At 64.6% G+C, this 19,005-nt stretch carries 22 protein-coding genes and 2 pseudogenes; 13 read left to right on the top strand and 11 right to left on the bottom strand.

The genetic code is table 11. From position 1 onward, the window contains the following. Positions 1-2 precede the first annotated feature (2 nt). Both BJY26_RS13985 and BJY26_RS13980 read left to right on the top strand, forming a co-directional pair. Entirely contained in the window at positions 3-842 is an 840-nt protein-coding gene (locus BJY26_RS13985; RefSeq protein ID WP_179428841.1) for a sulfite exporter TauE/SafE family protein, read from the top strand. Between the two features lie 3 nt (positions 843-845). Beyond that, positions 846-1,646 (top strand): TrmH family RNA methyltransferase, encoded by an 801-nt coding sequence (locus BJY26_RS13980; RefSeq protein WP_179428840.1) that lies wholly within the window; start codon positions 846-848, stop codon positions 1,644-1,646. Between the two features lie 92 nt (positions 1,647-1,738). Here BJY26_RS13980 and BJY26_RS13975 read toward each other — a convergent pair whose 3' ends face one another. Genes BJY26_RS13975 through BJY26_RS13955 form a run of 5 tightly spaced genes read right to left on the bottom strand, consistent with a single transcriptional unit; the run spans position 1,739 to position 4,579 of the window. Next, a complete protein-coding gene (locus BJY26_RS13975; RefSeq protein WP_179428839.1) occupies positions 1,739-2,512 on the bottom strand; it encodes an ABC transporter permease in 774 nt (257 codons plus the stop codon). A gap of 10 nt (positions 2,513-2,522) precedes the next feature. After that, positions 2,523-3,341 (bottom strand): ABC transporter ATP-binding protein, encoded by an 819-nt coding sequence (locus BJY26_RS13970; RefSeq protein WP_179428838.1) that lies wholly within the window; start codon positions 3,339-3,341, stop codon positions 2,523-2,525. Further along, positions 3,338-3,706 carry a DUF1048 domain-containing protein gene (locus BJY26_RS13965; RefSeq protein ID WP_179428837.1) on the bottom strand — a complete coding sequence of 123 codons (369 nt, stop codon included), beginning with the start codon at positions 3,704-3,706 and terminating at the stop codon, positions 3,338-3,340. Before BJY26_RS13965 ends, BJY26_RS13970 begins: the two co-directional genes overlap by 4 nt. A gap of 2 nt (positions 3,707-3,708) precedes the next feature. Continuing rightward, positions 3,709-4,056, bottom strand: coding sequence for a PadR family transcriptional regulator (locus tag BJY26_RS13960; protein ID WP_179428836.1), 348 nt, complete (start codon positions 4,054-4,056; stop codon positions 3,709-3,711). 52 nt (positions 4,057-4,108) lie between these two features. Beyond that, positions 4,109-4,579 carry an aldo/keto reductase gene (locus BJY26_RS13955; RefSeq protein WP_237248808.1) on the bottom strand — a complete coding sequence of 157 codons (471 nt, stop codon included), beginning with the start codon at positions 4,577-4,579 and terminating at the stop codon, positions 4,109-4,111. 140 nt (positions 4,580-4,719) lie between these two features. Here BJY26_RS13955 and BJY26_RS13950 point away from each other — a divergent pair. Further along, positions 4,720-5,126 (top strand): annotated as a pseudogene (locus tag BJY26_RS13950) (TrmH family RNA methyltransferase); the annotation flags it as partial. A gap of 454 nt (positions 5,127-5,580) precedes the next feature. On the opposite strand, the gene BJY26_RS13945 reads toward BJY26_RS13950, so the two are convergent. Continuing rightward, positions 5,581-6,393: a quinone oxidoreductase family protein gene (locus tag BJY26_RS13945; RefSeq protein ID WP_244953907.1), complete on the bottom strand. Its 813-nt coding sequence runs from the start codon at positions 6,391-6,393 to the stop codon at positions 5,581-5,583. Between the two features lie 90 nt (positions 6,394-6,483). Here BJY26_RS13945 and BJY26_RS13940 point away from each other — a divergent pair, with 90 nt between their 5' ends. Then, positions 6,484-6,930 carry a MarR family winged helix-turn-helix transcriptional regulator gene (locus tag BJY26_RS13940; protein WP_179428835.1) on the top strand — a complete coding sequence of 149 codons (447 nt, stop codon included), beginning with the start codon at positions 6,484-6,486 and terminating at the stop codon, positions 6,928-6,930. A gap of 274 nt (positions 6,931-7,204) precedes the next feature. On the opposite strand, the gene BJY26_RS13935 is transcribed toward BJY26_RS13940, so the two are convergent. Further along, positions 7,205-7,669, bottom strand: coding sequence for an Lrp/AsnC family transcriptional regulator (locus tag BJY26_RS13935; protein ID WP_179428834.1), 465 nt, complete (start codon positions 7,667-7,669; stop codon positions 7,205-7,207). 110 nt (positions 7,670-7,779) lie between these two features. Between BJY26_RS13935 and BJY26_RS13930 the strand changes: the two genes are divergently transcribed. The 5 genes from BJY26_RS13930 (at position 7,780) to BJY26_RS13910 (ending at position 12,761) form a co-directional block, all read left to right on the top strand. Continuing rightward, positions 7,780-9,030, top strand: coding sequence for a MalY/PatB family protein (locus BJY26_RS13930; RefSeq protein ID WP_179428833.1), 1,251 nt, complete (start codon positions 7,780-7,782; stop codon positions 9,028-9,030). A 350-nt stretch (positions 9,031-9,380) separates the two neighbouring features. Then, positions 9,381-10,145: a phosphatase gene (locus BJY26_RS13925; RefSeq protein ID WP_179428832.1), complete on the top strand. Its 765-nt coding sequence runs from the start codon at positions 9,381-9,383 to the stop codon at positions 10,143-10,145. A 346-nt stretch (positions 10,146-10,491) separates the two neighbouring features. Then, positions 10,492-10,914, top strand: a complete 423-nt coding sequence (gene ectA, locus BJY26_RS13920) for a diaminobutyrate acetyltransferase (protein WP_237248810.1) — start codon at positions 10,492-10,494, stop codon at positions 10,912-10,914. 112 nt (positions 10,915-11,026) lie between these two features. Further along, complete coding sequence (ectB, locus tag BJY26_RS13915; RefSeq protein ID WP_179428830.1) at positions 11,027-12,307, top strand: diaminobutyrate--2-oxoglutarate transaminase; 1,281 nt, start codon at positions 11,027-11,029, stop codon at positions 12,305-12,307. Between the two features lie 40 nt (positions 12,308-12,347). Further along, positions 12,348-12,761 (top strand): ectoine synthase, encoded by a 414-nt coding sequence (locus BJY26_RS13910; protein WP_179428829.1) that lies wholly within the window; start codon positions 12,348-12,350, stop codon positions 12,759-12,761. Between the two features lie 28 nt (positions 12,762-12,789). Here BJY26_RS13910 and BJY26_RS13905 read toward each other — a convergent pair whose 3' ends face one another. Continuing rightward, positions 12,790-13,326, bottom strand: coding sequence for a YbaK/EbsC family protein (locus BJY26_RS13905; RefSeq protein WP_179428828.1), 537 nt, complete (start codon positions 13,324-13,326; stop codon positions 12,790-12,792). A gap of 151 nt (positions 13,327-13,477) precedes the next feature. Between BJY26_RS13905 and BJY26_RS13900 the strand changes: the two genes are divergently transcribed. Beyond that, complete coding sequence (locus tag BJY26_RS13900; RefSeq protein WP_179428827.1) at positions 13,478-13,738, top strand: type B 50S ribosomal protein L31; 261 nt, start codon at positions 13,478-13,480, stop codon at positions 13,736-13,738. A gap of 106 nt (positions 13,739-13,844) precedes the next feature. Here the strand turns inward: BJY26_RS13900 and thiD are convergent, their stop codons facing one another. Beyond that, a complete protein-coding gene (thiD, locus tag BJY26_RS13895) occupies positions 13,845-14,675 on the bottom strand; it encodes a bifunctional hydroxymethylpyrimidine kinase/phosphomethylpyrimidine kinase (protein WP_179428826.1) in 831 nt (276 codons plus the stop codon). A 149-nt stretch (positions 14,676-14,824) separates the two neighbouring features. On the opposite strand from thiD, the gene BJY26_RS13890 reads away from it, so the two are divergent. Next, positions 14,825-15,646, top strand: a complete 822-nt coding sequence (locus tag BJY26_RS13890) for an aldo/keto reductase (protein ID WP_237248811.1) — start codon at positions 14,825-14,827, stop codon at positions 15,644-15,646. Positions 15,647-15,686: 40 nt separating this feature from the next. On the opposite strand, the gene BJY26_RS13885 is transcribed toward BJY26_RS13890, so the two are convergent. Next, positions 15,687-16,154 (bottom strand): tRNA (cytidine(34)-2'-O)-methyltransferase, encoded by a 468-nt coding sequence (locus BJY26_RS13885; protein WP_179428824.1) that lies wholly within the window; start codon positions 16,152-16,154, stop codon positions 15,687-15,689. Positions 16,155-16,242: 88 nt separating this feature from the next. On the opposite strand from BJY26_RS13885, the gene BJY26_RS13880 reads away from it, so the two are divergent. Both BJY26_RS13880 and BJY26_RS13875 read left to right on the top strand, forming a co-directional pair. Next, positions 16,243-17,559 (top strand): sensor histidine kinase, encoded by a 1,317-nt coding sequence (locus BJY26_RS13880; protein WP_237248812.1) that lies wholly within the window; start codon positions 16,243-16,245, stop codon positions 17,557-17,559. After that, complete coding sequence (locus BJY26_RS13875; RefSeq protein ID WP_179428822.1) at positions 17,556-18,206, top strand: response regulator; 651 nt, start codon at positions 17,556-17,558, stop codon at positions 18,204-18,206. The genes BJY26_RS13880 and BJY26_RS13875 overlap by 4 nt, the downstream gene beginning before the upstream one ends. Positions 18,207-18,368: 162 nt before the next feature. Here the strand turns inward: BJY26_RS13875 and BJY26_RS19740 are convergent. Further along, positions 18,369-18,599, bottom strand: a pseudogene (locus BJY26_RS19740) (DUF222 domain-containing protein); the annotation flags it as partial. Positions 18,600-19,005 lie beyond the last annotated feature (406 nt).

Here is a 19,005-nt window from a genome sequence, read left to right as displayed (position 1 = left end):
TCATGGATGTCACCCAAAGCGTCCTCACACTGATCGCCGGGCTCGGCGCCGGCGTCATCAACGCCATCGTCGGGTCGGGCACCCTCATCACGTTTCCTGCCCTCGTGGCGTTCGGAGTGCCGCCGGTCACCGCCACGATGAGCAACTCGGTCGGGCTGGTTCCGGGCAACATCACCGGCGCGTTCGGCTACCGCAAGGAGCTGGCGGGCCAGCGTCAACGTCTGCTTCAACTGGTGCCGGCCTCCTTGGCCGGCGCCCTGGTCGGCGCCTGGCTGCTGCTGCATCTGCCGGCGACCGCTTTCGAGACGATCGTGCCGGTACTGCTGGTACTGGCGCTCGTGATGGTCGTCGTGCAGCCCTATCTGCAGCGCATGCTCAAGCGCCGGAAGGCGGCCAAGGAGCCGGCGATTGCGTCCGGCGCACAGCAGGGGGCGGCGGCCGAGCCGCCGGCGGATGCCGCGGCGGTCCCGCCGCTGACCCGCGGTCGCACGATCGCCGTCACCCTCCTGGTGTTTCTCACGGGCATCTACGGCGGATACTTTGCAGCTGCCCAGGGAATCCTGCTGATCGGCTTTCTCGGCCTGATGCTTCCGGAAACACTGCAACGCATCAACGGGGCCAAGAACGTGCTGGTCCTCGTGGTCAATGCCGTAGCGGCGGCGTCGTACATCATCGTCGGATTCGACCGGATCGATTGGCCGTCGGTGCTCTTCATCGCGGTCGGTTCCCTGATCGGCGGCTACCTGGGCGCCAAGATCGGCAGACGCTTCCCGCCGGTACTGCTCCGCGCCGTCATCGTCGTCCTCGGGATCATCGCGATCTGGCGGATCGCAGGGATGTAGCGAATGCCTCGCGTCCGCATCACGGATCCGGCAGACGATCGGGTCGCCGATTACACGCGGCTGACGGATGTGTCGCTGCGCAAACGGCGCGAACCCGAGCGCGGCATGTACATCGCCGAATCGAATTCGGTGGTCCGCCGTGCCGTCGAAGCCGGGCACCGGCCCCGCTCGTTCCTGATGAACGAGCGTTCGGCGGAGGCGCTGGACGACGTGTTGTCCGGATTCCCGGACGTGCCCGTCTACTGGGGCGACGACGACGTGCTCGAGTCGCTGACCGGTTTCCACTTGCATCGCGGCGCGCTGGCGGCCATGCAGCGTCCGGCGCTTCCGGACGTCGCCGCCGTCCTGGCGGGCGCCCGGCGCGTGGCGATCCTGGAAGACATCGTGGACCACACCAACGTTGGTGCTCTAATTCGGAGTGCGGCAGCGATGGGCGTCGATGCGGTCCTCGTGACCCCTCGATGTGCCGACCCGTTGTACCGGCGAGCCATCCGAGTGTCGATGGGTACGGTTTTCCAGGTCCCGTGGACAAGGATCGATCCGTGGCCAGTGAGCATCGGCACCCTCCAGGATGCAGGGTTTGTCGTTGCAGGCATGACGCTGGGGGAGGGAGCGATCACTTTGGACGAGCTGGTCGTTGAAGATCATGAGAAGCTCGCTCTGGTCTTCGGGTCCGAGGGTCACGGGTTGACTCGGGCGACTGAGCAGCGGCTCGACAGAAGAGTCACGATCCCGATGATGGACGGAGTTGACTCGTTGAACGTCGCTGCGGCTTCGGCGGTGACGTTCTACGCGACGAGGTGAGCGTCGAACTCGTGGAGAGGCGTCTGGTCAGGCCGCCCGTTGACTGCCCAGCGCGGCCGTGTGCCACGACGTGTCGTTGCGGATATCGTGCCTCAGGTGACTTTGCGGCGATAGGTGGCCATGGCGAACACGTAGGCGACCACCAGGATCCCGCCACACCAGCCCAGGGCGACCCAGAGGTCTGCTCCGAGCGGCTGACCGGCGAACAGGTCGCGGATGATGTTCACGATGGAAGTCACAGGCTGGTTCTCGGCGAACCACCGAACCGGTCCGGGCATGGTGTCGGTGGGGACAAAGGCTGAGCTGATGAACGGCAGGAAGATGAGTGGGTACGAGAACGCGCTGGCTCCGTCCACGGTCTTCGCAGTGAGACCAGGGATGACAGCGATCCACGTCAGTGCGAGGGTGAACAGGATCAGGATGGCAGCGGCTGCGAGCCAGTCCAGCGCTCCAGCGTTTGTGCGAAAGCCCATGAGGAAAGCTACGCCGACGACAACTATGAGTGAGACGACGTTGGCGACGACAGAGGTGAGCACGTGCGCCCACAACACCGACGAACGGGCGATCGGCATGGACTGGAACCGCTCGACGATTCCGCCCGCCATGTCGGTGAATAGTCGGACCGCGGTGTAGGCGATGCCCGAGGCGATCGTGATGAGCAGGATCCCGGGCAGCAGGTAGTTGACATACGAACCGGCCCCCGGGGACTGGCCAGTGTCGATCGCGCCGCCCAGGACGAAGACGAACAACAGCATCATAGCGATCGGCATGATCGCGGTCGTGATGATGGTGTCCGGGCTGCGCACGACGTGTCGCAGAGACCTCCCGGTGAGGACTGCGGTGTCGGCGAAGACGTGCGTGGCCATCTGGTGCTCCTTACTTGTCCGTGCCGGCACTGCCGCACGCGGAGTCGTCCGCGTCGTGGTCTCCGACGAGGGTGAGGAAGACATCCTCGAGCGTGGGTTGCTTCTCGACGTACTCGACCTTGGCGGGCGGGAGAAGCTGTTTGAGTTCGGTGAGACTGCCGTCGACTATGATTCGGCCTTGATGCAGGATTGCGATCCGCTCGGCGAGCTGTTCGGCTTCGTCGAGATACTGCGTCGTCAGCAGCACCGTCGTACCGCCATCGACGAGCTGCTTGATGGCCTGCCACACCTCGATCCGACCTTGGGGGTCGAGCCCTGTCGTCGGCTCGTCGAGGAAGATGATCGGCGGGTTGCCGATCAGGCTCATAGCGATATCGAGTCTGCGACGCATGCCCCCTGAGTAGGTGGCTGCCTTCCGGGCCCCTGCGCCGGCGAGTGTGAAGCGGGCGAGCAGGTCATCGGCGATCGCATCGGGATTCTTCAAGTGCCGCAACTTGGCCACGAGGACAAGATTCTCCCGACCGGTGAGCATCTCGTCGACGGCGGCGAACTGGCCGGTGAGACTGATCGACTCGCGCACGTCGGCTGGTTGAGTGGCGACGTCGTAGTCGTCGACGGAGGCGGTTCCGCCGTCAGCTGGGAGCAGCGTCGACAGGATCCGCACCAGCGTCGTCTTCCCGGCTCCGTTGGAACCGAGCAGGGCAAAGATGCTGCCCGGTGTTATCTTGAGGTCGACGCCACGTAGCACCTGGACATCCTTGAACGACTTCTCGATGCCGTGCACACGGATCGCCGCCGGCGCTTCCGACTTCGGCACGGTGGTGGTCATCGTGGCTTCTCCTCGGTCTCGGCGCGCTGGATCGCGTCCGCGAGCCGGCGCTGCTCCTTGCCGATCCAGCCGGCGAGCCCGTAATTGTTCTTGAAGGTGTCGACGAACTCCACCGGATCATCGCCCACGACCTCCCGCACCAGTGTGCCGTCTGCTGCGGCCCGCTCGAACAGCTCGGCAAGGTCGTCGACCATCTGCAGCAGATAGTCTCCGTCGGCGGGGCCAGTCATCATCAGGTAGCGCTCGATGCCTTCGACGGCTGTGCGGTGGCTCGGTGGCAGCTGTTGCACTCGCGCCTTGTACGCGCGCCAGCGCTTCTTGTCGTCGAACGATCCGGTGATCGTCTCGATCCAACGTGCGGCCATGATTACTCTCCTTGCTTGTGTTGATTGATCTGATTGTGGAGGTGGTCGATCCTCTCGGCGAGGAAGTCCCAGTTCGTCCAGAACTCGCTGAGGTACTCCTGGCCCTCGGCGTTGAGCGAGTAGACCTTGCGTGGCGGACCTTTGACCGACGGGACCTTCTCCACGTCCACCAGGCCGTGCCGTTCGATACGCACCAGCAGGGCGTAGATGGTGCCCTCGACGATGTCGGTGAATCCCTGCTCGCGCAGCCATGCCGTAATTTCGTATCCGTACGCGGGTCGGCCCGCGAGAATGGCGAGCACGACACCTTCCAACGTGCCCTTGAGCATCTCGGTTGCCAGCTTGCCCAAAGGGCCCTCCTGCTACTCTGTGTCGATGACTACCAGTATATAGTAAGCATGACTACCGGTAGTTTGCAACACTGAGTAGCGTGAGCGTCGATCCGAACGGCTCCGGAGCGCGTTCAATTCCCTTAATCGGGATGATGCGTTCGCAGGGCTCAGTGGGGGAGCGGTGAGCTTTCGGGGCGACGGTCCCGTGCTGGAGCACGTTCTCGAGGTCTGGCTGCAGAAAGTTGGAGACGCCGATAGCGCGGATCTTGCCCGCCTGATGGGCTTCCTTGAGCGCCTTCCAGGCGGCGAGGTGGCCATCGGAGAAGTCGCACCAGGGGTGCGGCGCGTGGATGAGCATGAGGTCGATGTAACCGATGTCGAGCTTCGTCGACACGAACAGCTCCTCGCGGGCGACGCCGGATGTGCGCACGCCCTCGCCGACACCGCGCTCGTTGCCGTGGACCTGGACGGTGTCGATGTTGCGGTAACCGATCTCGATCGCGGCCTTCACCGCGTCAGCGACTTTGTCGTCGTCGATCAATCAGGTGCTGGTCCCGAGTTTCAGGATCTCGACATCATTGCTGAGCGTGTAGGTCTCATTGCGGATGCTCACGCGTTCTCTCTGTGCTCGACCGGGCGGCCGTACTGCTCGTCGGCGGAGCGCGCAGCTTAGAACACCCGACCAACGTGGGGGCCATCTTCCACTCGGCGGCAGGCATTGGCGTGGACGCCGTCCTCGTCACGCCGCGCTGTGCCGACCCGCTCTACCGGCGGAGCATCCGCGTCTCGATGGGAACGGTATTCCAGGTCCCGTGGACGCGGATCGAGCCGTGGCCGGCGGGAATCGAACAGCTGAACGAGCAGGGCTTTGCCGTGGCGGGGATGACGCTGGGGGAGGAGTCCGTGAGCCTCGACGCACTCGCGGCCGAAGGGCTGTCGCGGCTGGCCCTGTATTCGGTACCGAAGGGCACGGCCTGACCCGGGCGACCGATCGGTGGCTCGACCGGCGGGTGACGATTCCGATGATGCACGGCGTGGACTCGCTCAATGTCGCTGCCGCGTCGGCGGTCGCCTTTTGCGCGACGCGGCCGCTGGACCAGAACGTCCCTCCGGGGACGCGGCGTGAAATCCCAGCAATGGCTGGGCCGCGAGAGCGAAGCCTGCCACGACGGCTCCGCCCCACCGGGTGAGCAGCGTCCCGACGCCCTGCAGCACGGGGATCGCGCTGATCCTGCAGGGCCTGGAAGACATGGACGGCTAGGCCAGCACGTCGCCGCTCGGCACGGCTCAGCGGTCGCCCCGGTGCCTGGCCGCTCTGAGCACTCGGCACCGGTGACGAATGCGTGGTTACAGCGGAGCAGGGGCGCGGCCGGGTGTAGCTCGTCAGCGCGGACGACGTGGGGAGCGCCCTGTTCAGGTCGGCTGCGGGGTGATGACGATGCGGTCGGTCGAGGGGTCGTCGACCCAGGCCCGTTCAACGTCGGCCAGTGGCACCGCGCGCGCTCCGATCGTGAACGCGTCGCTGCTCAGCGCGGCGGCGAGCTAGGCGAGCGCGGCGACGATGTCTCGGGTGGAGACCGATCCCTGGCCGCTTCCGACGAGCTGGAGCCGGCTGGCGCGAAGGGCCGCGGAGGGGATCGAGGACTCCAGCCCGGCGACGGAGCCGATCTGGATCCAGGTCAGCACCTGGCCGTCGTCGACGCGGCGAGGAACGATCGCGCATAGCGCGTCGTGGGTCGGCTGTCCCCAGAGGTAGTCGATGACGACGTCGACATCCCTGCCCGCCTCACCCAGCGCCTGAGAGACGGCTCGCTCGTCGCCGTCCAGGCACACCGTCGCGTCGGCCCCCAGATCGGAAAGGCGGTCCGCACCGCGCCCTACCGCGGTGACCCGCCCGGCACCGAGCTTCTTGGCGACCTGGATCGCCAGCCGGCCGGCGTTCCCGGTGGCCCCCATGATGAGCACGCTCTGGCCCGGCTGGAAGTCGATGCGGCGGCGGAGGGCGATCCAGGACGACATGGCCGGGTTCATCGCCGCGGCGATCTGGATGGGGTTCGCTCCGTCGGGGAGCTCGACGCTGCGGCGCAGGTCGACGACCGTCTGCTCGGCCATGGAGCCCAGGCGCGTGTGGGGAAGGATGAAGTACCTCAGCTTCCCGTCCGGGGTCCGGGCCACGCCATCGATGCCAGGGACGAGCGGCAGCTCGTCGGTGCTGGTGTAGTGGGATCCGTCGGTTTGCGAGCGCACCCGGGGATGCAGGCCGACGGCGAGCACGTCGACGACGGCCTCGTGCGGGCCGAGTGAGTCGGGAAGTGCGAAGTCCTGGTAGCGGGGTGCCCGGTCGAAGGCGGTCACGACTGCGGCTCTCATGCATCTCCTCCTGATATAGTTGGGGTTACGAACTAATATAGTTCGTACAACCAACTACTGCAAGGAGTGTGGGCGATGCGGACGAATGACACCGCACGGAGGGCGGACGGAGAGCTGATCGACGCGCTGGCGCAGTCGGCGTTCCTGACCATGGGCGTGCTGACCAGGCTCGCCGCGGACAACGACCTGTCCCTCACCCAGTTGCGCGTCCTCGCGATCCTGCGCGACCGCGACCTCCAGATGGGCGACCTCGCGAGCTACCTCGGGCTGGAGAAGTCGACGCTGACCGGCCTGGTCTCCCGTGCCGAGAAACGAGGACTGGTGCAACGTCGGGCCAGCGGAACGGACCGGCGCGGCGTCGACGTGCGCCTGAGCGACCAGGGCCAGGCCCTCGCCGCACGGCTGACCGGCGACCTCGAGAGCCTGCTGGCCCCGCTCACCGATGCCTTGGACCCTGCCGAGCGCGATGACCTCCGGCGACTGCTGGCTAAGGCGACGGGTGCAGCGGCACCCTCCAGGTGATCGTGGGGTGGGCTCTGATCCGACATGCCGGATGCAATAGCCCTTGAGCCGACGAGCCAGGTTCCTCGCCATCGCCGCGCCTTGGACTGGTGATGCGCCTGCGTGGCTTCAGCGTGAGCGTCGTCGCTGACGAACTGGGATCCCTGTCGGCTAGCCGGCGTCCGGTCGCCGAAGACCATCAGTGCCTCGCTCTGATCTTTGGCACCGAGGGGGTGGGCTGAGCGCGGCGCGACGCGGTCGTGGTCGCCGGCCGTCACGGTGGCCCGGCCGCTTCTCAACTCTCGTGGCCGCGCACGAGCGGCAGCCCGCGCGAGGCGATGACCTCTTTCATCACGATTGTCGAATTCAGACCTCGCAGGCCCGGTAGCTTGCTCAGCTGTTCGTCGTACAGCCGTTGATATGCATCACGGTCGGCGGCCACGATGCGGATGAGATAGTCCGGCTCACCAAAAAGACGCTGAGCCTCGACGATCTCCGGCACGGCGTCGATCGCCGCATCGAATTCGTGGATCGCGTCGGCGCGGGACAGCGTCGCGAACGCGACGACTTCGAACCCGAGGCCGACCGCGGCGGCGTTGACGATACCCCGGTAGCCGCGAATGACTCCCGAGTCGGCCAACTCATTGACGCGCCGCTGGCACCGGGACACGCTCAATTGGACGCAGCGTGCCAGCTCGGTGAACGTCATACGGCCATCCCGCTGCAAGTATGCAAGAATTTTGCGATCAATGGTGTCCATCCAATAAATATTAGCGGTGAGAGCCGGACTTGGCGACAAATTCGCGAACACCTTGCCACTGCATTGACGTAACCTGAATCCGATAACACCGATGAAGGAGTCGCAATCCGATGAACACCGTTCGCACCGCCGACAACGTGACGGCGGGCACCGCCCCGGAAGAGCACGACTTCGACGAGCAGGTCGATCGCCGTGCCAGCAACTCGATGAAATGGACTGCCGGGACGGCACTGCTCTCGGCAGACGAACGGGCCGCGGACCCGCTGCCCATGTGGGTCGCCGACACCGATTTCAAAGCCCCCCGTGCCGTCACCGACGCACTCCACGCGGCCGTGGATCACGGCGTGTTCGGCTACCCGGCCGGCCCGACCGGCGGGTACCTGGACGCAGTCACCGGATGGCAGAAGCGACGCTTTGGATGGGACGTCCGGCCGGAATGGATCAAACCGGCCGCCGGGATCATCACGAGCCTCAAGGTCGCCGTTCAAGCCTTTTCGTCTCCCGGCGACTCGATCCTCATGCAGCCGCCCGTCTATTCGCACTTCCACGACGACGTCCGCCTCAACGGGCGTTTTCCCGCGTTCGCCCCGTTGACGAGAACCGACACCGGATACGAATACGACGCCGAGGTTTTCGAAGCCGCCATCCGCCCCGACACGTCGATCTTCATCCTCAGCCATCCGCACAATCCGACCGGCAATGTGTGGAGCGAGCAGGAACTGCGGTCGATGGGCGAGATCTGCCTGCGCCACAACATCCTCGTCGTCTCCGATGAAATCCACGAAGACCTCGTCATGAACCCGGCGAAACGGCATTTTCCCTTCGCGTCGTTGAGCGAGGAATTCGCGCTGAACTCGATCACCTGCACCGCGCCGTCGAAAACGTTCAATCTGCCCGGACTGCAATGCGCGAACAACATCATCGTCAATCCGGAGCTGCGCGAGAAGTTTGCCAGACAATACGAGCGGAACATGTTCCCCCTCGTCAATGTGTTGGGAATGGTCGCCTGCGAAGCGGCCTACACGCACGGCGACGAATGGGTCGACGAACTCGTCGACTACATCCGGGATAATCACCGGCACTTCGCCCGGGAGGTGAACCGGCGAATCCCGGAGATCACGGTGCTGCCGGCGGACTCCCTGTATCTTGCGTGGATGGACTGCCGCGACCTGGGCATGGATGCCGACGATCTGCACCATTTCATGCTGACCAAAGCGCGCATCTGGTTCGACCAAGGACAAAAGTTCAGCACCGAAGGAAACGGCTATATGAGGGCCAATCTCGGATGTCCGCGCTCCACCGTCGACGAGGCAATCGAACGACTGGTCGCGGCCGTCGATGATTGGAGGAACGGCCGGTGACGAACCGCGTCACCGACGCCCCGCGGGGCGTCGCACTCGCTCGGCTGAGACCGGCGGCGGTGTGTCCATCGCCTTCGTGCTCGCCGCGCCGGCGGAACCGGAGAAACTATTGTCGGGCATGATCTCCTCGGTTGGAAGCGGGGCGCCGTGCGCGTTCCAATACGAGTCCGTCGGGAATTCGTCTCCCGTCGACTTGAGATGTGCCTGCCTCCCGGCTCCATCCGGCCGGCACGAATGCGGGCTTTACCGGCATTAATAGCCGCAACGGCCCGTCCGTCACCCGACGTGCGTCCGCGGTCGCCGGGACGACCGCGGCGTGTGCCGGGACTGACGACCTTTACGATAGAGCCGTGAACAAGGCCCAGTTGGCCGAGTATCTCGACTCGGCGCGCATTACCGGAGAAGTTGCGACCCCGCGGGAGAACAATCTCGACCATTTCCAGGGATTCATCGACGGGGTCGACACCTTGGCCTTCGGCGTCGACTGGAAACGCGACTGGACCTACGACGAGGTCTTCGATCTCATGCACGAGAAGGTCGGCACGTCCGCGGATCGCTCCCTGCACTCCGGGCAGGACACCATCTCGTCGGCCTTGTGCGTCGCCGCGCTCGAGCGGTTCGCCGACCGGCTAGGCCTCGCCGCCACGCGTGGCGAACACGTACTGTTCGCCACGGGGCACCCGGGCGGACTGCTGCCGGTGCACGCTGCTCTGGCAGCGGCACTGGGCGAAGCCGGCGGCAAGATCGTGCGGATCGACGAGGGATTCCGGTTCGGCGATGGGGATATCCGACAGATTTCCGGAGTCGTGATGTGGCACCAACACGGGCACCTCATGCACACGCATTTGCCCGGCCCCATGGACCTCACCCTTGCCCGGCTGGCGGCCGGGGGAGAGGGTGCCCCCGACTTGGTCGTGGCCGACCACGGATGGGCGGGATTCGCGGCGTCGGCCGGCATCGACACCATCGGGTTCGCCGATTGCAATGATCCGGGACTTTTCGTCTCCGAAGCTCAAGGCGACATGGACGTGGCAGTGCCGTTGGACGATAACGTCAGCCCCGGACTGTACGACCCGATGGTCGACTATTTACTGGATCGGGCAGGGTTGTCGTAACCGGGTGTTCGAATTCGGAGTCGCCCCGCGTCTCGCTCAAAATGTCTCACCATGTGGACTTTCGCCGCGGTTGTTACATTATCGTTACCTACCCCCGCGAAGCCCTTGTGCCTATTGAGGTCCGCGACTTCGACACCGCACCAAAAGCGCGATCGAGCGCTTTGTGAGGTTGATATTAAATCTCAGCCCGTTAGGGTCGGAACCAATGTTTGATGAATCCACAAGCACCCTGGTCCAATCCATTCCGAGCGCACGATCACAAGCAGAACCACTCGAGGTCCGTTCGAACGTACCGGCATTTCATTTCCGCCGTCCGCGCAACGACGACGGAGCCGTGATGTACCGTATGGCAGTCGATTCGCGCACGCTCGACGTCAACTCGTCGTATGCGTACATGCTCTGGTGCCGCGATTACGCCGGCACCTCACTGATGGCCACCGTGGACGGCAACGATGCCGGTTTCATCACCGGTTACACCCGTCCGGACGACCCCGACACGTTGATGGTCTGGCAGGTCGCGGTCGATGATCAGTACCGCGGACGACGGCTGAGCGTGAAACTGCTCGACGCGCTTGTCGACCGAACCGAGGCGACAACACTCGAAACCACCATCACCGACGACAACGCCGCATCAATCCGGCTGTTCACCGGCCTGGCTCGCCGCCGTGGCGCGACGCTGCGCAAATCGCCGTTGTTCCGCTCCGGCGATTTCCCGGAAGAGGGCCACGACACGGAGCATCTGTACCGGATCGGCCCGCTCGGAAACTAAGCAACGCCGGGCCGGGCCCGCACACGCCGTGCGGGTCCGGGCCGAAGCCCGCGCGGCCCGCCGGCCGTCATCGCAGGAAATTTTCTACGACAAATTGAACCGAAGGAGAACTATGAGTTCCACCGAAATCTTCGAAACGCTTGAATCCAAGGTCCGCAGCTATTGCCGCAACTGGCCCGTCGTCTTCACGAAGGCCGAAGGCAGCAGCCTGACGGACGAAGAAGGCAACACGTACATCGACTTCTTCTCGGGCGCCGGCGCGCTCAACTACGGGCACAACAACCCGCAGCTGCTCGAACCGCTGATCGACTACCTCAAGAGCGGCGAAATCGTGCACTCCATGGACATGTATTCGCCGGCCAAACGCACGTTCCTCGAAACGTTCGACCGCGTCATCCTGAAGCCGCGCGGCCTGGACTACAAGGTCATGTTCCCGGGCCCGACCGGCACCAATACCGTCGAAGCCGCGCTGAAGCTGGCCCGCAAGGTCACCGGCCGCCAGCACGTGCTCAGCTTCAGCAATGCGTTCCACGGCATGACGTTGGGTTCGCTCTCCGTCACTGCCAACCCGATGAAGCGCGCCGGCGCCGGAATCCCGCTGACCAACAGCACCAAGATCCCGTACGACGACTACCTGGACGGCGTCGACGCCGAATTCGGCTGGCTCGAACGCGCCTTGTCCGATGGCGGCTCGGGCATCGACAAGCCCGCCGCCATCATCGTGGAAACCGTGCAGGGCGAAGGCGGCCTGAGCGCCGCACGGGCCGAATGGCTGCGCCGGCTGTCCGAGCTGTGCCGCCGCTACGACGTTCTGCTGATTGTCGACGACGTCCAGGCAGGCTGCGGTCGGACCGGCACGTTCTTCAGCTTCGAAGAGGCCGGAATCGTCCCGGACATCGTGTGCTTGTCCAAGTCCATCTCGGGCTACGGCTTGCCAATGGCGCTGACCTTGTTCCGTCCCGAACTCGACGTCTGGACGCCGGGCGAGCACAACGGAACGTTCCGCGGCCACAACCCGGCGTTCATCACGGCGACCGCCGCGCTGGAGACGTATTGGCGCGACGAGGCGATCGTGCCGACGCTTGCCGCACGGATCAGCCAGCTACACGAGGGCCTGTCCCAGATCGCCGCGAGCATTGACGGCGCCGTCGTCCGCGGTCGCGGTCTGCTGGCCGGCATTTACTTCCCGGATCACGACGCGGCCGGTAAGATCGCCGCCGAGGCCTTCGACAGCGGACTGCTGATCGAAACCTCCGGCCCCGAGGACGAGGTCGTGAAGATCATGCCGGCGATGACCATTTCCGAAGAGGACCTGGCCATCGGCATCTCGATCCTCTCCGACGCCGTTGCCACGGTGACCGGCACGAACGAACTGGCCGGCGCGGCGTCCTGAGCCCGGCCCGCTTTAGCCCCCTACCGACAAGGAGATTTGCATGCTTGTGACAAACCGCGACGACCTCAACGATTCCGAGCGCGACGTCAAGTCCGAAACCTGGCGCAGCCGCCGGATGGTGCTGGCCCGCGAAGGCGTCGGCTTCTCGGTGCACGACACGGTGATCTACGCCGGCACGACGTCGACGTTCCACTACCAGAACCACATCGAGGCCGTTTACTGCGTGCAGGGCGAAGGCACCCTCACCAATGAAGAAACCGGCGAGGTTCACGACCTCCGCGACGGAACGCTGTACCTGCTCGACAAGCACGAGAAGCACACGGTCCGGGCCACCACCGAGCTGCGCATGGCGTGCACCTTCAATCCGCCCGTGACGGGCCGCGAAGTGCACGACGAGAACGGCGTCTACCCGCTCATCGTCGAAGACGGCGACTCGGCGCCGGCCGCAGTCTGACCACCGACTGCCCTGATAGCCTCGGGCATTACCGTCCGAGGCCCTCCAAGATCCTGCTCCCCGGAATGGCGCGCAACGCGCTGCCGGGCAGCAGGATCTTCGAGCGTCTGACGCCGGAACCGATGACGACGGTATCGGCGGCGTCTACGCGTGCATCGATGAGCACTGGCCACGCCTCCGGCAGACCCAGGGGAGTGATGCCGCCGTACTCCATTCCGGAATCCGCGACGGCCTGGTCCATGGGCAAGAACGAGGCTTTGCGCACATTCAGCTCCTTGCGCACCACGGTATTGACGTCGGCCCGTGTCGATGCCAGTACCATGCACGCCGCAATCCGTTGCTGTCCTTCTCGCTTGCCGGCGACCAGCACGCAGTTCGCGGAGGTATCCGGATCCACGCCGTACCGTTCCATGAACGCGGCGGTATCCGACAGTTCCGGGTCGATCTCCACCACGCCGGCCGTCTCCATCAGACCCAAGGCCTGCAAAGCGCGGGCCGTGACCGGCGCAATCGCGTCGGTCATTTCGCCGGCCGGTTTGGTGGTCAAGGTGCCAAGTGTCGGCATGACGTGTCCTTTCGGGCAATTGGCCCGGGTCTACCGACCGCGCTCACGCGAGTCGACTCGCGTGAGCCGGGCGGTTTCGGTTATAGTTGATTGCTGGTCGTCGTGGCGCCGGAGCGCCACCCACCTCTCGATCTTAAGATAAGGAAATCCTTTGAAGACAGACATTCACCCGAAGTACGCGCCTGTGGTGTTTCACGACCTGGCGTCGGACGAATCGTTCCTGACCCGGTCCACCGCGACGAGCGACAAGACGGTCGAATGGGAAGACGGCAACACGTATCCCGTCATCGACGTGGAGATCTCGTCCGTGTCGCATCCGTTCTACACCGGCAAGCAGCGCATCCTCGACAGCGCCGGCCGTGTCGAACGGTTCAAGGACCGCTACAAGAGCTTCGGCAAGCGCAGCAAGTAACTCTTTCGCGCTCAGCCCTCGCAAAACGCCCCGGGGCGTACATAACGCGTCGTCATTACTTCGCGTTCCGTACGCCCCGGGGCGTTTTGCGCATGGGGTGCGGGCGTTAGAGCGATTTGGCCGTGACCTCGACCCCCGTTGACGGTGCCAGCCGGGACGCGGCGTGCCATACCGAATCGACGCCGCTGGCGTTGGGCGTGTGCGCCGCAATGGCGTGCGTGACGTATTCCTTGGCGTTCTTCACAGATGTCGGGACGTCGTTGCCCAATGCGATCCCGGCGGCAATGGCGGAAGCGAGCGAGCAACCCGCACCGTTGACCATCAGCCTGCCGAGCTTCGGCGTGTCGAACGCCGTATAGACCCGGCCGTCGAACAAGATATCGACGGCGGCGTCGCCGTCCAGGCGCGCCCCACCCTTGACCAGCACGGCGTCGGCCCCGCGCGCGTGCAAAGCGGCGGCAGCTTGCTTCATGTCGTCGATGCCGGTGAGCGGATCCATGCCGGTCAGCTGCGCCGCCTCGTCCAAATTCGGCGTGATAACGGCGGCGGCGGGAACGAGCTCGTCCACGAATGACTGCTTCAAATCGACCATCTCGCCTTGACCCTTGCAGGCGAGAACGGGGTCGAACACGAACGGCGCATCGGAATCGCGGAGAGCCGACGCCAATAACGAGACGTTCTCGGCAGTGCCCAGCATGCCGGACTTGACCACGCCGAAATCGTGCAACGCAAACGCGCTCCGCAGCTGCTTGATCAGCACGTCGGGGGCGATGAAATCGAGATCGTGAATGAATCCCCGGTCCGGGGCATACGTCACGATCGACGTGATCGCGCTGACCCCGTAGACGCCGAATTCCTCGAACGTCTTCAGATCGGCTTGCAGTCCGGCGCCGCCGGACGTGTCCGATCCGGCGACCGTCAAAGCGGTGGTTACCATGTGTGTTGTCCTCCCTGTCACGCCAACCCTATCGATCCTCGGGAATACTCTCGGTCGGCGGCCGGTTGTCCCAACACCCCCTATGGGCGGATGCGCCGCTCCATCGGCCCATGATTGACTGTGATTTCACCCAACCAAGGAGAGAACACTTGACTGAGGTTCCCCAGATCGAATTGAACAACGGGACGACTATCCCGCAGCTCGGCTTCGGCGTGTGGCAGGTGCCGAACGAGCAGGCTACCGACGCCGTCGCGGCCGCTCTGGAGACCGGCTACCGGTCGATCGACACTGCCGCCATCTACGGCAACGAAGAAGGCACCGGCAAAGCGATAGCCCAATCGGGCATCGCACGCGAAGACCTGTTCGTCACGACGAAGCTCTGGAACGACGATCACGGCACCGAGACGACAGTGCCGGCCTTTGAAGCGAGCCTGGAACGTCTCGGCCTGGATTACGTGGACATGTACTTGATCCATTGGCCCAGGGCGAAGCAGAACAAGTTCGTCGAATCGTGGAAGGCCATGGAAGGCATTCTCGCGTCCGGCCGGGCCAAGGCCATCGGGGTGTCGAACTTCCACGCCCAGCACTTGTCCCGGATTTTGTCCGAATCGGACACGGTTCCGGCAATCAACCAGATCGAGCTGCATCCGAACCTGACGCAACGAGACCTCAAGACATTCTGCGCGAGCCGCGGCATTGCCGTCGAAGCCTACAGCCCACTGGCTTCGGGCGGTCTTGTCGACGATCCGGACATCGCCAAGATTGCGGCGAACCACGGCAAGAGCGTGGCGCAGGTAATCTTGCGTTGGCACCTGCAGGACGGCAACGTCGTGATCCCGAAGTCGGTCACTCCTGCACGTATCAAGGAAAACTTCGACGTGCTCGACTTCGAATTGAGCGACGCCGATATGACGAAGATTTCAGGTTTGAACAACGGCGACCGCCGCGGCTCGAACCCGGACGAGAACTAAAAAGGTCACCACCCGACCGCACGGCTACGCCGGCATCCGATCATCGGGCGCCGGCGTAGCCGTTTTGACGCCATGCCTCGTACACTGCGATCGAAGCCGAATTGGCGAGATTCAATGATCGCCGCGACGGCAGCATCGGGATGCGCAGCCGGTCGGTCACGCGCTCGTCCCGGCTGACGTCGTCCGGCAAGCCGACCGATTCGCGCCCGAACATCAGCACGTCTCCGGGCCGGTAACTGACATCGGCGAACGACCGAGTGCCGGACGTCGTGAACGCGAACACGCGCCGTCCGGGTCCCAAATCGTCCCAGAGAGCCTCCGTGTCCGGGTGGATGGCGACGTTCGCAAGATCGTGATAGTCCAATCCGGCCCGGCGCAGCTTGGTATCGGACAAGTCGAAGCCGAGTGGTTCGACAAGATGCAGGCTCGCGCCGGTGACGGCGGCCAAGCGGATCACATTGCCGGTGTTGCCGGGGATCTCAGGGGTGACAAAGACGATGCTGAACATGGTAAAAGCAGTCTACGGGGGATAGCCCCCGGCATAGGCGGGGACTCACCTGATGGATGCGGGTCCGCCGTTACGGAAAGCTGGCAGTATGAACCCCGTGCCGCGTTATAACTTCTTCACTGCCTTTTTCCGCAAACGGACATGGGTGGAATTTCTCTACCTGTGGTCGGCCTTGATCCTCGCGCCGTTCGGGCTGGCCTATGCGGCGGTAACCGTCGTCGTCGGATCGGGGCTGGCAGTGACGGTGGTGGGCCTGGTCGTCGGATCCTCGCTAATCATGGCGGCACGCGGCTGGGGCGCGTTGCACCGGAGCATGAACCGGGCCATGTTGGCCACTGAAATCGCCGCGCCGCCGCCGGTCCGGCGAAGTCCGGGCTTCTGGGGCTGGGTCCGCGGCGGCTTGTCCGACGGCGCCGGCTGGCGTGTCATCGGTTTCCTCTTCCTCAACATCGTCACGGCCGCTGCCGGGGCTGTCGTCTCGATCGTGTTCTTCTTCATCGGGCTCGGCGCAATGACCCACTGGTATTGGTCGCGATTTCTGCCGCTGCAGCCCGATTCCAACGGTGTGATGCACCGCGGAGCGTCATTCGGTACCGACTTCTTCATCGATACGGCCGCACGTCAATTCTGGTTCGCCGTACTGGGTGCACTGATCTGGCTATTCGTGTGGCCGGCGCTCAACACGGCGTTCGCGCACATCCAGCGGCTGCTCTCACGCAATCTTTTGGGGCCGACCGCGTCGAGCCTTCGGCTGCGAGAAGTCGAAGCATCGCGCAGCCGGACGGTGGACGACGCCGACGTCAAACTCCGCCGAATCGAACGGGATCTGCACGACGGCACCCAAGCGCAGCTCGTCGCCCTGGCGATGAAACTGGGCGATGCCAAGGATCGACTGACGGCCGGCAACGATCCGGACGGCGTGGCCGAGCTGCTGGACGGCGCGCACCAGGTTGCCAAGAGCGCCCTTGTCGATCTACGGGATTTGGCCCGGGGAATTCACCCTCCCGTGCTGGACAATGGTCTCGGCGCAGCTCTGGAGACACTGGCGGCAGGAGCGTCGTTGCCGGTGCACTTGAGCGTCGACCTGCCCCGGCGTCCGGCAGCACCCATTGAGACCATCGCGTACTTTTGTGTCATGGAACTCGTGACGAACGCCGTCAAGCACTCGGAAGCGTCAACGGTAGCGGTGCGGGCCGAAGAACGTCGTTCACGAGTCTTCGTTCAAGTGCGGGACGACGGCGTGGGCGGGGCATATTTGGCATCGACTTCCGCCTCGGGGCACCGGTCGGGACTGACGGGGCTGGACGAACGCGTGCGCAGCGTCGACGGCACGCTTCTCGTCGATTCCCCGTCGGGTGGCCCGACGATCATCAGCATCGATCTGCCGATGGCGGTGCAGGCATGAGAATTGCCATTGCCGAGGATTCGACAATTCTGCGCGACGGCCTCGTGGAGCTGCTGTCGGCCCGCGGGCATATCGTCACGGCGGCCGTCGGGGACGGGACCGCGTTCTTGGCGGCTGTCGCCACCGACGAGCCCGATGTGGCGATCGTCGACATCCGGATGCCGCCGACCCACACCGATGAGGGGCTCCGGGCGGCCCTGGCCCTGCGCGAACGCCGGCCGGATATCGGCGTCCTGGTGTTTTCGCAGTACGTGGAGACGCAATACGCGGCCGAACTGTTCTCCGGCAAATCGGCAGGTGCCGGGTATCTACTGAAGGATCGGGTCGCCGATGTGTCATCGTTCATCGATGCACTCGAACGCATCAACGCCGGCCAAACGGTGCTCGACCCCGAGGTGGTGAGCCAGTTGATGGGATCGGCAAGAGGCGACGGACCGTTGCAATCACTGACGCCGCGCGAGAGCGAGGTGCTGGTGTTGATGGCCGAGGGCCGGTCGAATGCCGGCATCGCCGAATCGTTGTTCTTGTCGTACGGCGCCGTGGAAAAGAACGTGACGGCGATCTTCACCAAGCTCGGTCTGGCGCAGTCGCCGGCCGATCATCGCCGGGTGCTCGCCGTCCTGCGGTATTTGGAATCCGCGCGGTAGGCGTGCTGACCTGGCGTTTCGCCGTTGTTCGCGGTCGTCGCCGGCTGGTTTATGGGTCGTCGTGGGGTGTCTCCCGCCGCTCTGCGGTGGGGGCTGGTCGATTTCGCAGGTGGTGGCGGGTGTGTGGCAGCCGGGGAACCGGCAGGTGCCGTCTCGGGCTCGGACAATAGTGCGGAGTGCGGCGTTCGGCCGGTATTTCTTCGGGTCGGCGTGGATAATTCGGCTGGTGGCCGGGTCGGTGAGGAGCCGGATCCACGTGGTCGCCCCGGCAGCGAGCCGGCGGGCCATGGATGCGGGGATTGGCCCGTATCCTTCGAGGTAGCCCGGATCGTTCCACCCAAGGAGGGCAAACACGGGCACCGTGACGTGTAATCGGCACTCTTGTGCCTCCACCGGGGCGTGGTCGCGTCCGGTACGGGCAGCGCGGTCGAGTTTGTTGAACAGGGCGCGGAGTGAATCGGCCGGACCATAAGCAAATAATTGCGCGGCGCCGTTGTCGTCGGGGACGAATTCGACGCACCGGTCACGATCGACCTGCCGATACTTGCTGCTGGCATCCCGCGTGTCGTGGGAGGCGACCCACCGGCCCAGGCGGGCCCGGAATGATTGTAAGAGCACGCCCGGGTTCCACCCGGTGATCTCCTTGTCGGCCTGGGCAGCGATGTCGACGCGGAGGTCACGGGTTTTCGCCACGACCTCACGGTACCGGCGCGCCGACAAGTCTCCCGACTTCAACGCCTCCAGAGTCCGTGGCAGCTCCCCCACCGCAGAGCGGCGGGAGGTGCCCCCGAGGCCCGCA

It is taken from the genome of Spelaeicoccus albus, from assembly GCF_013409065.1.
GTDB lineage: Bacteria > Actinomycetota > Actinomycetes > Actinomycetales > Brevibacteriaceae > Spelaeicoccus > Spelaeicoccus albus.
This window is presented reverse-complemented; position numbering and strand designations above follow the sequence as displayed.

Bases quoted from the DNA above. Each gene is read 5' to 3' on its own strand.
- BJY26_RS13985 (WP_179428841.1), top strand. From the start codon at position 3: ATGGATGTCACCCAAAGCGTCCTCACACTGATCGCCGGGCTCGGCGCC.
- BJY26_RS13980 (WP_179428840.1), top strand. From the start codon at position 846: ATGCCTCGCGTCCGCATCACGGATCCGGCAGACGATCGGGTCGCCGAT.
- BJY26_RS13975 (WP_179428839.1), bottom strand. From the start codon at position 2,512: ATGGCCACGCACGTCTTCGCCGACACCGCAGTCCTCACCGGGAGGTCT.
- BJY26_RS13970 (WP_179428838.1), bottom strand. From the start codon at position 3,341: ATGACCACCACCGTGCCGAAGTCGGAAGCGCCGGCGGCGATCCGTGTG.
- BJY26_RS13965 (WP_179428837.1), bottom strand. From the start codon at position 3,706: ATGGCCGCACGTTGGATCGAGACGATCACCGGATCGTTCGACGACAAG.
- BJY26_RS13940 (WP_179428835.1), top strand. From the start codon at position 6,484: ATGCGGACGAATGACACCGCACGGAGGGCGGACGGAGAGCTGATCGAC.
- BJY26_RS13935 (WP_179428834.1), bottom strand. From the start codon at position 7,669: ATGGACACCATTGATCGCAAAATTCTTGCATACTTGCAGCGGGATGGC.
- BJY26_RS13930 (WP_179428833.1), top strand. From the start codon at position 7,780: ATGAACACCGTTCGCACCGCCGACAACGTGACGGCGGGCACCGCCCCG.
- ectA (WP_237248810.1), top strand. From the start codon at position 10,492: ATGGCAGTCGATTCGCGCACGCTCGACGTCAACTCGTCGTATGCGTAC.
- ectB (WP_179428830.1), top strand. From the start codon at position 11,027: ATGAGTTCCACCGAAATCTTCGAAACGCTTGAATCCAAGGTCCGCAGC.
- BJY26_RS13910 (WP_179428829.1), top strand. From the start codon at position 12,348: ATGCTTGTGACAAACCGCGACGACCTCAACGATTCCGAGCGCGACGTC.
- BJY26_RS13905 (WP_179428828.1), bottom strand. From the start codon at position 13,326: ATGCCGACACTTGGCACCTTGACCACCAAACCGGCCGGCGAAATGACC.
- thiD (WP_179428826.1), bottom strand. From the start codon at position 14,675: ATGGTAACCACCGCTTTGACGGTCGCCGGATCGGACACGTCCGGCGGC.
- BJY26_RS13885 (WP_179428824.1), bottom strand. From the start codon at position 16,154: ATGTTCAGCATCGTCTTTGTCACCCCTGAGATCCCCGGCAACACCGGC.
- BJY26_RS13880 (WP_237248812.1), top strand. From the start codon at position 16,243: ATGAACCCCGTGCCGCGTTATAACTTCTTCACTGCCTTTTTCCGCAAA.
- BJY26_RS13875 (WP_179428822.1), top strand. From the start codon at position 17,556: ATGAGAATTGCCATTGCCGAGGATTCGACAATTCTGCGCGACGGCCTC.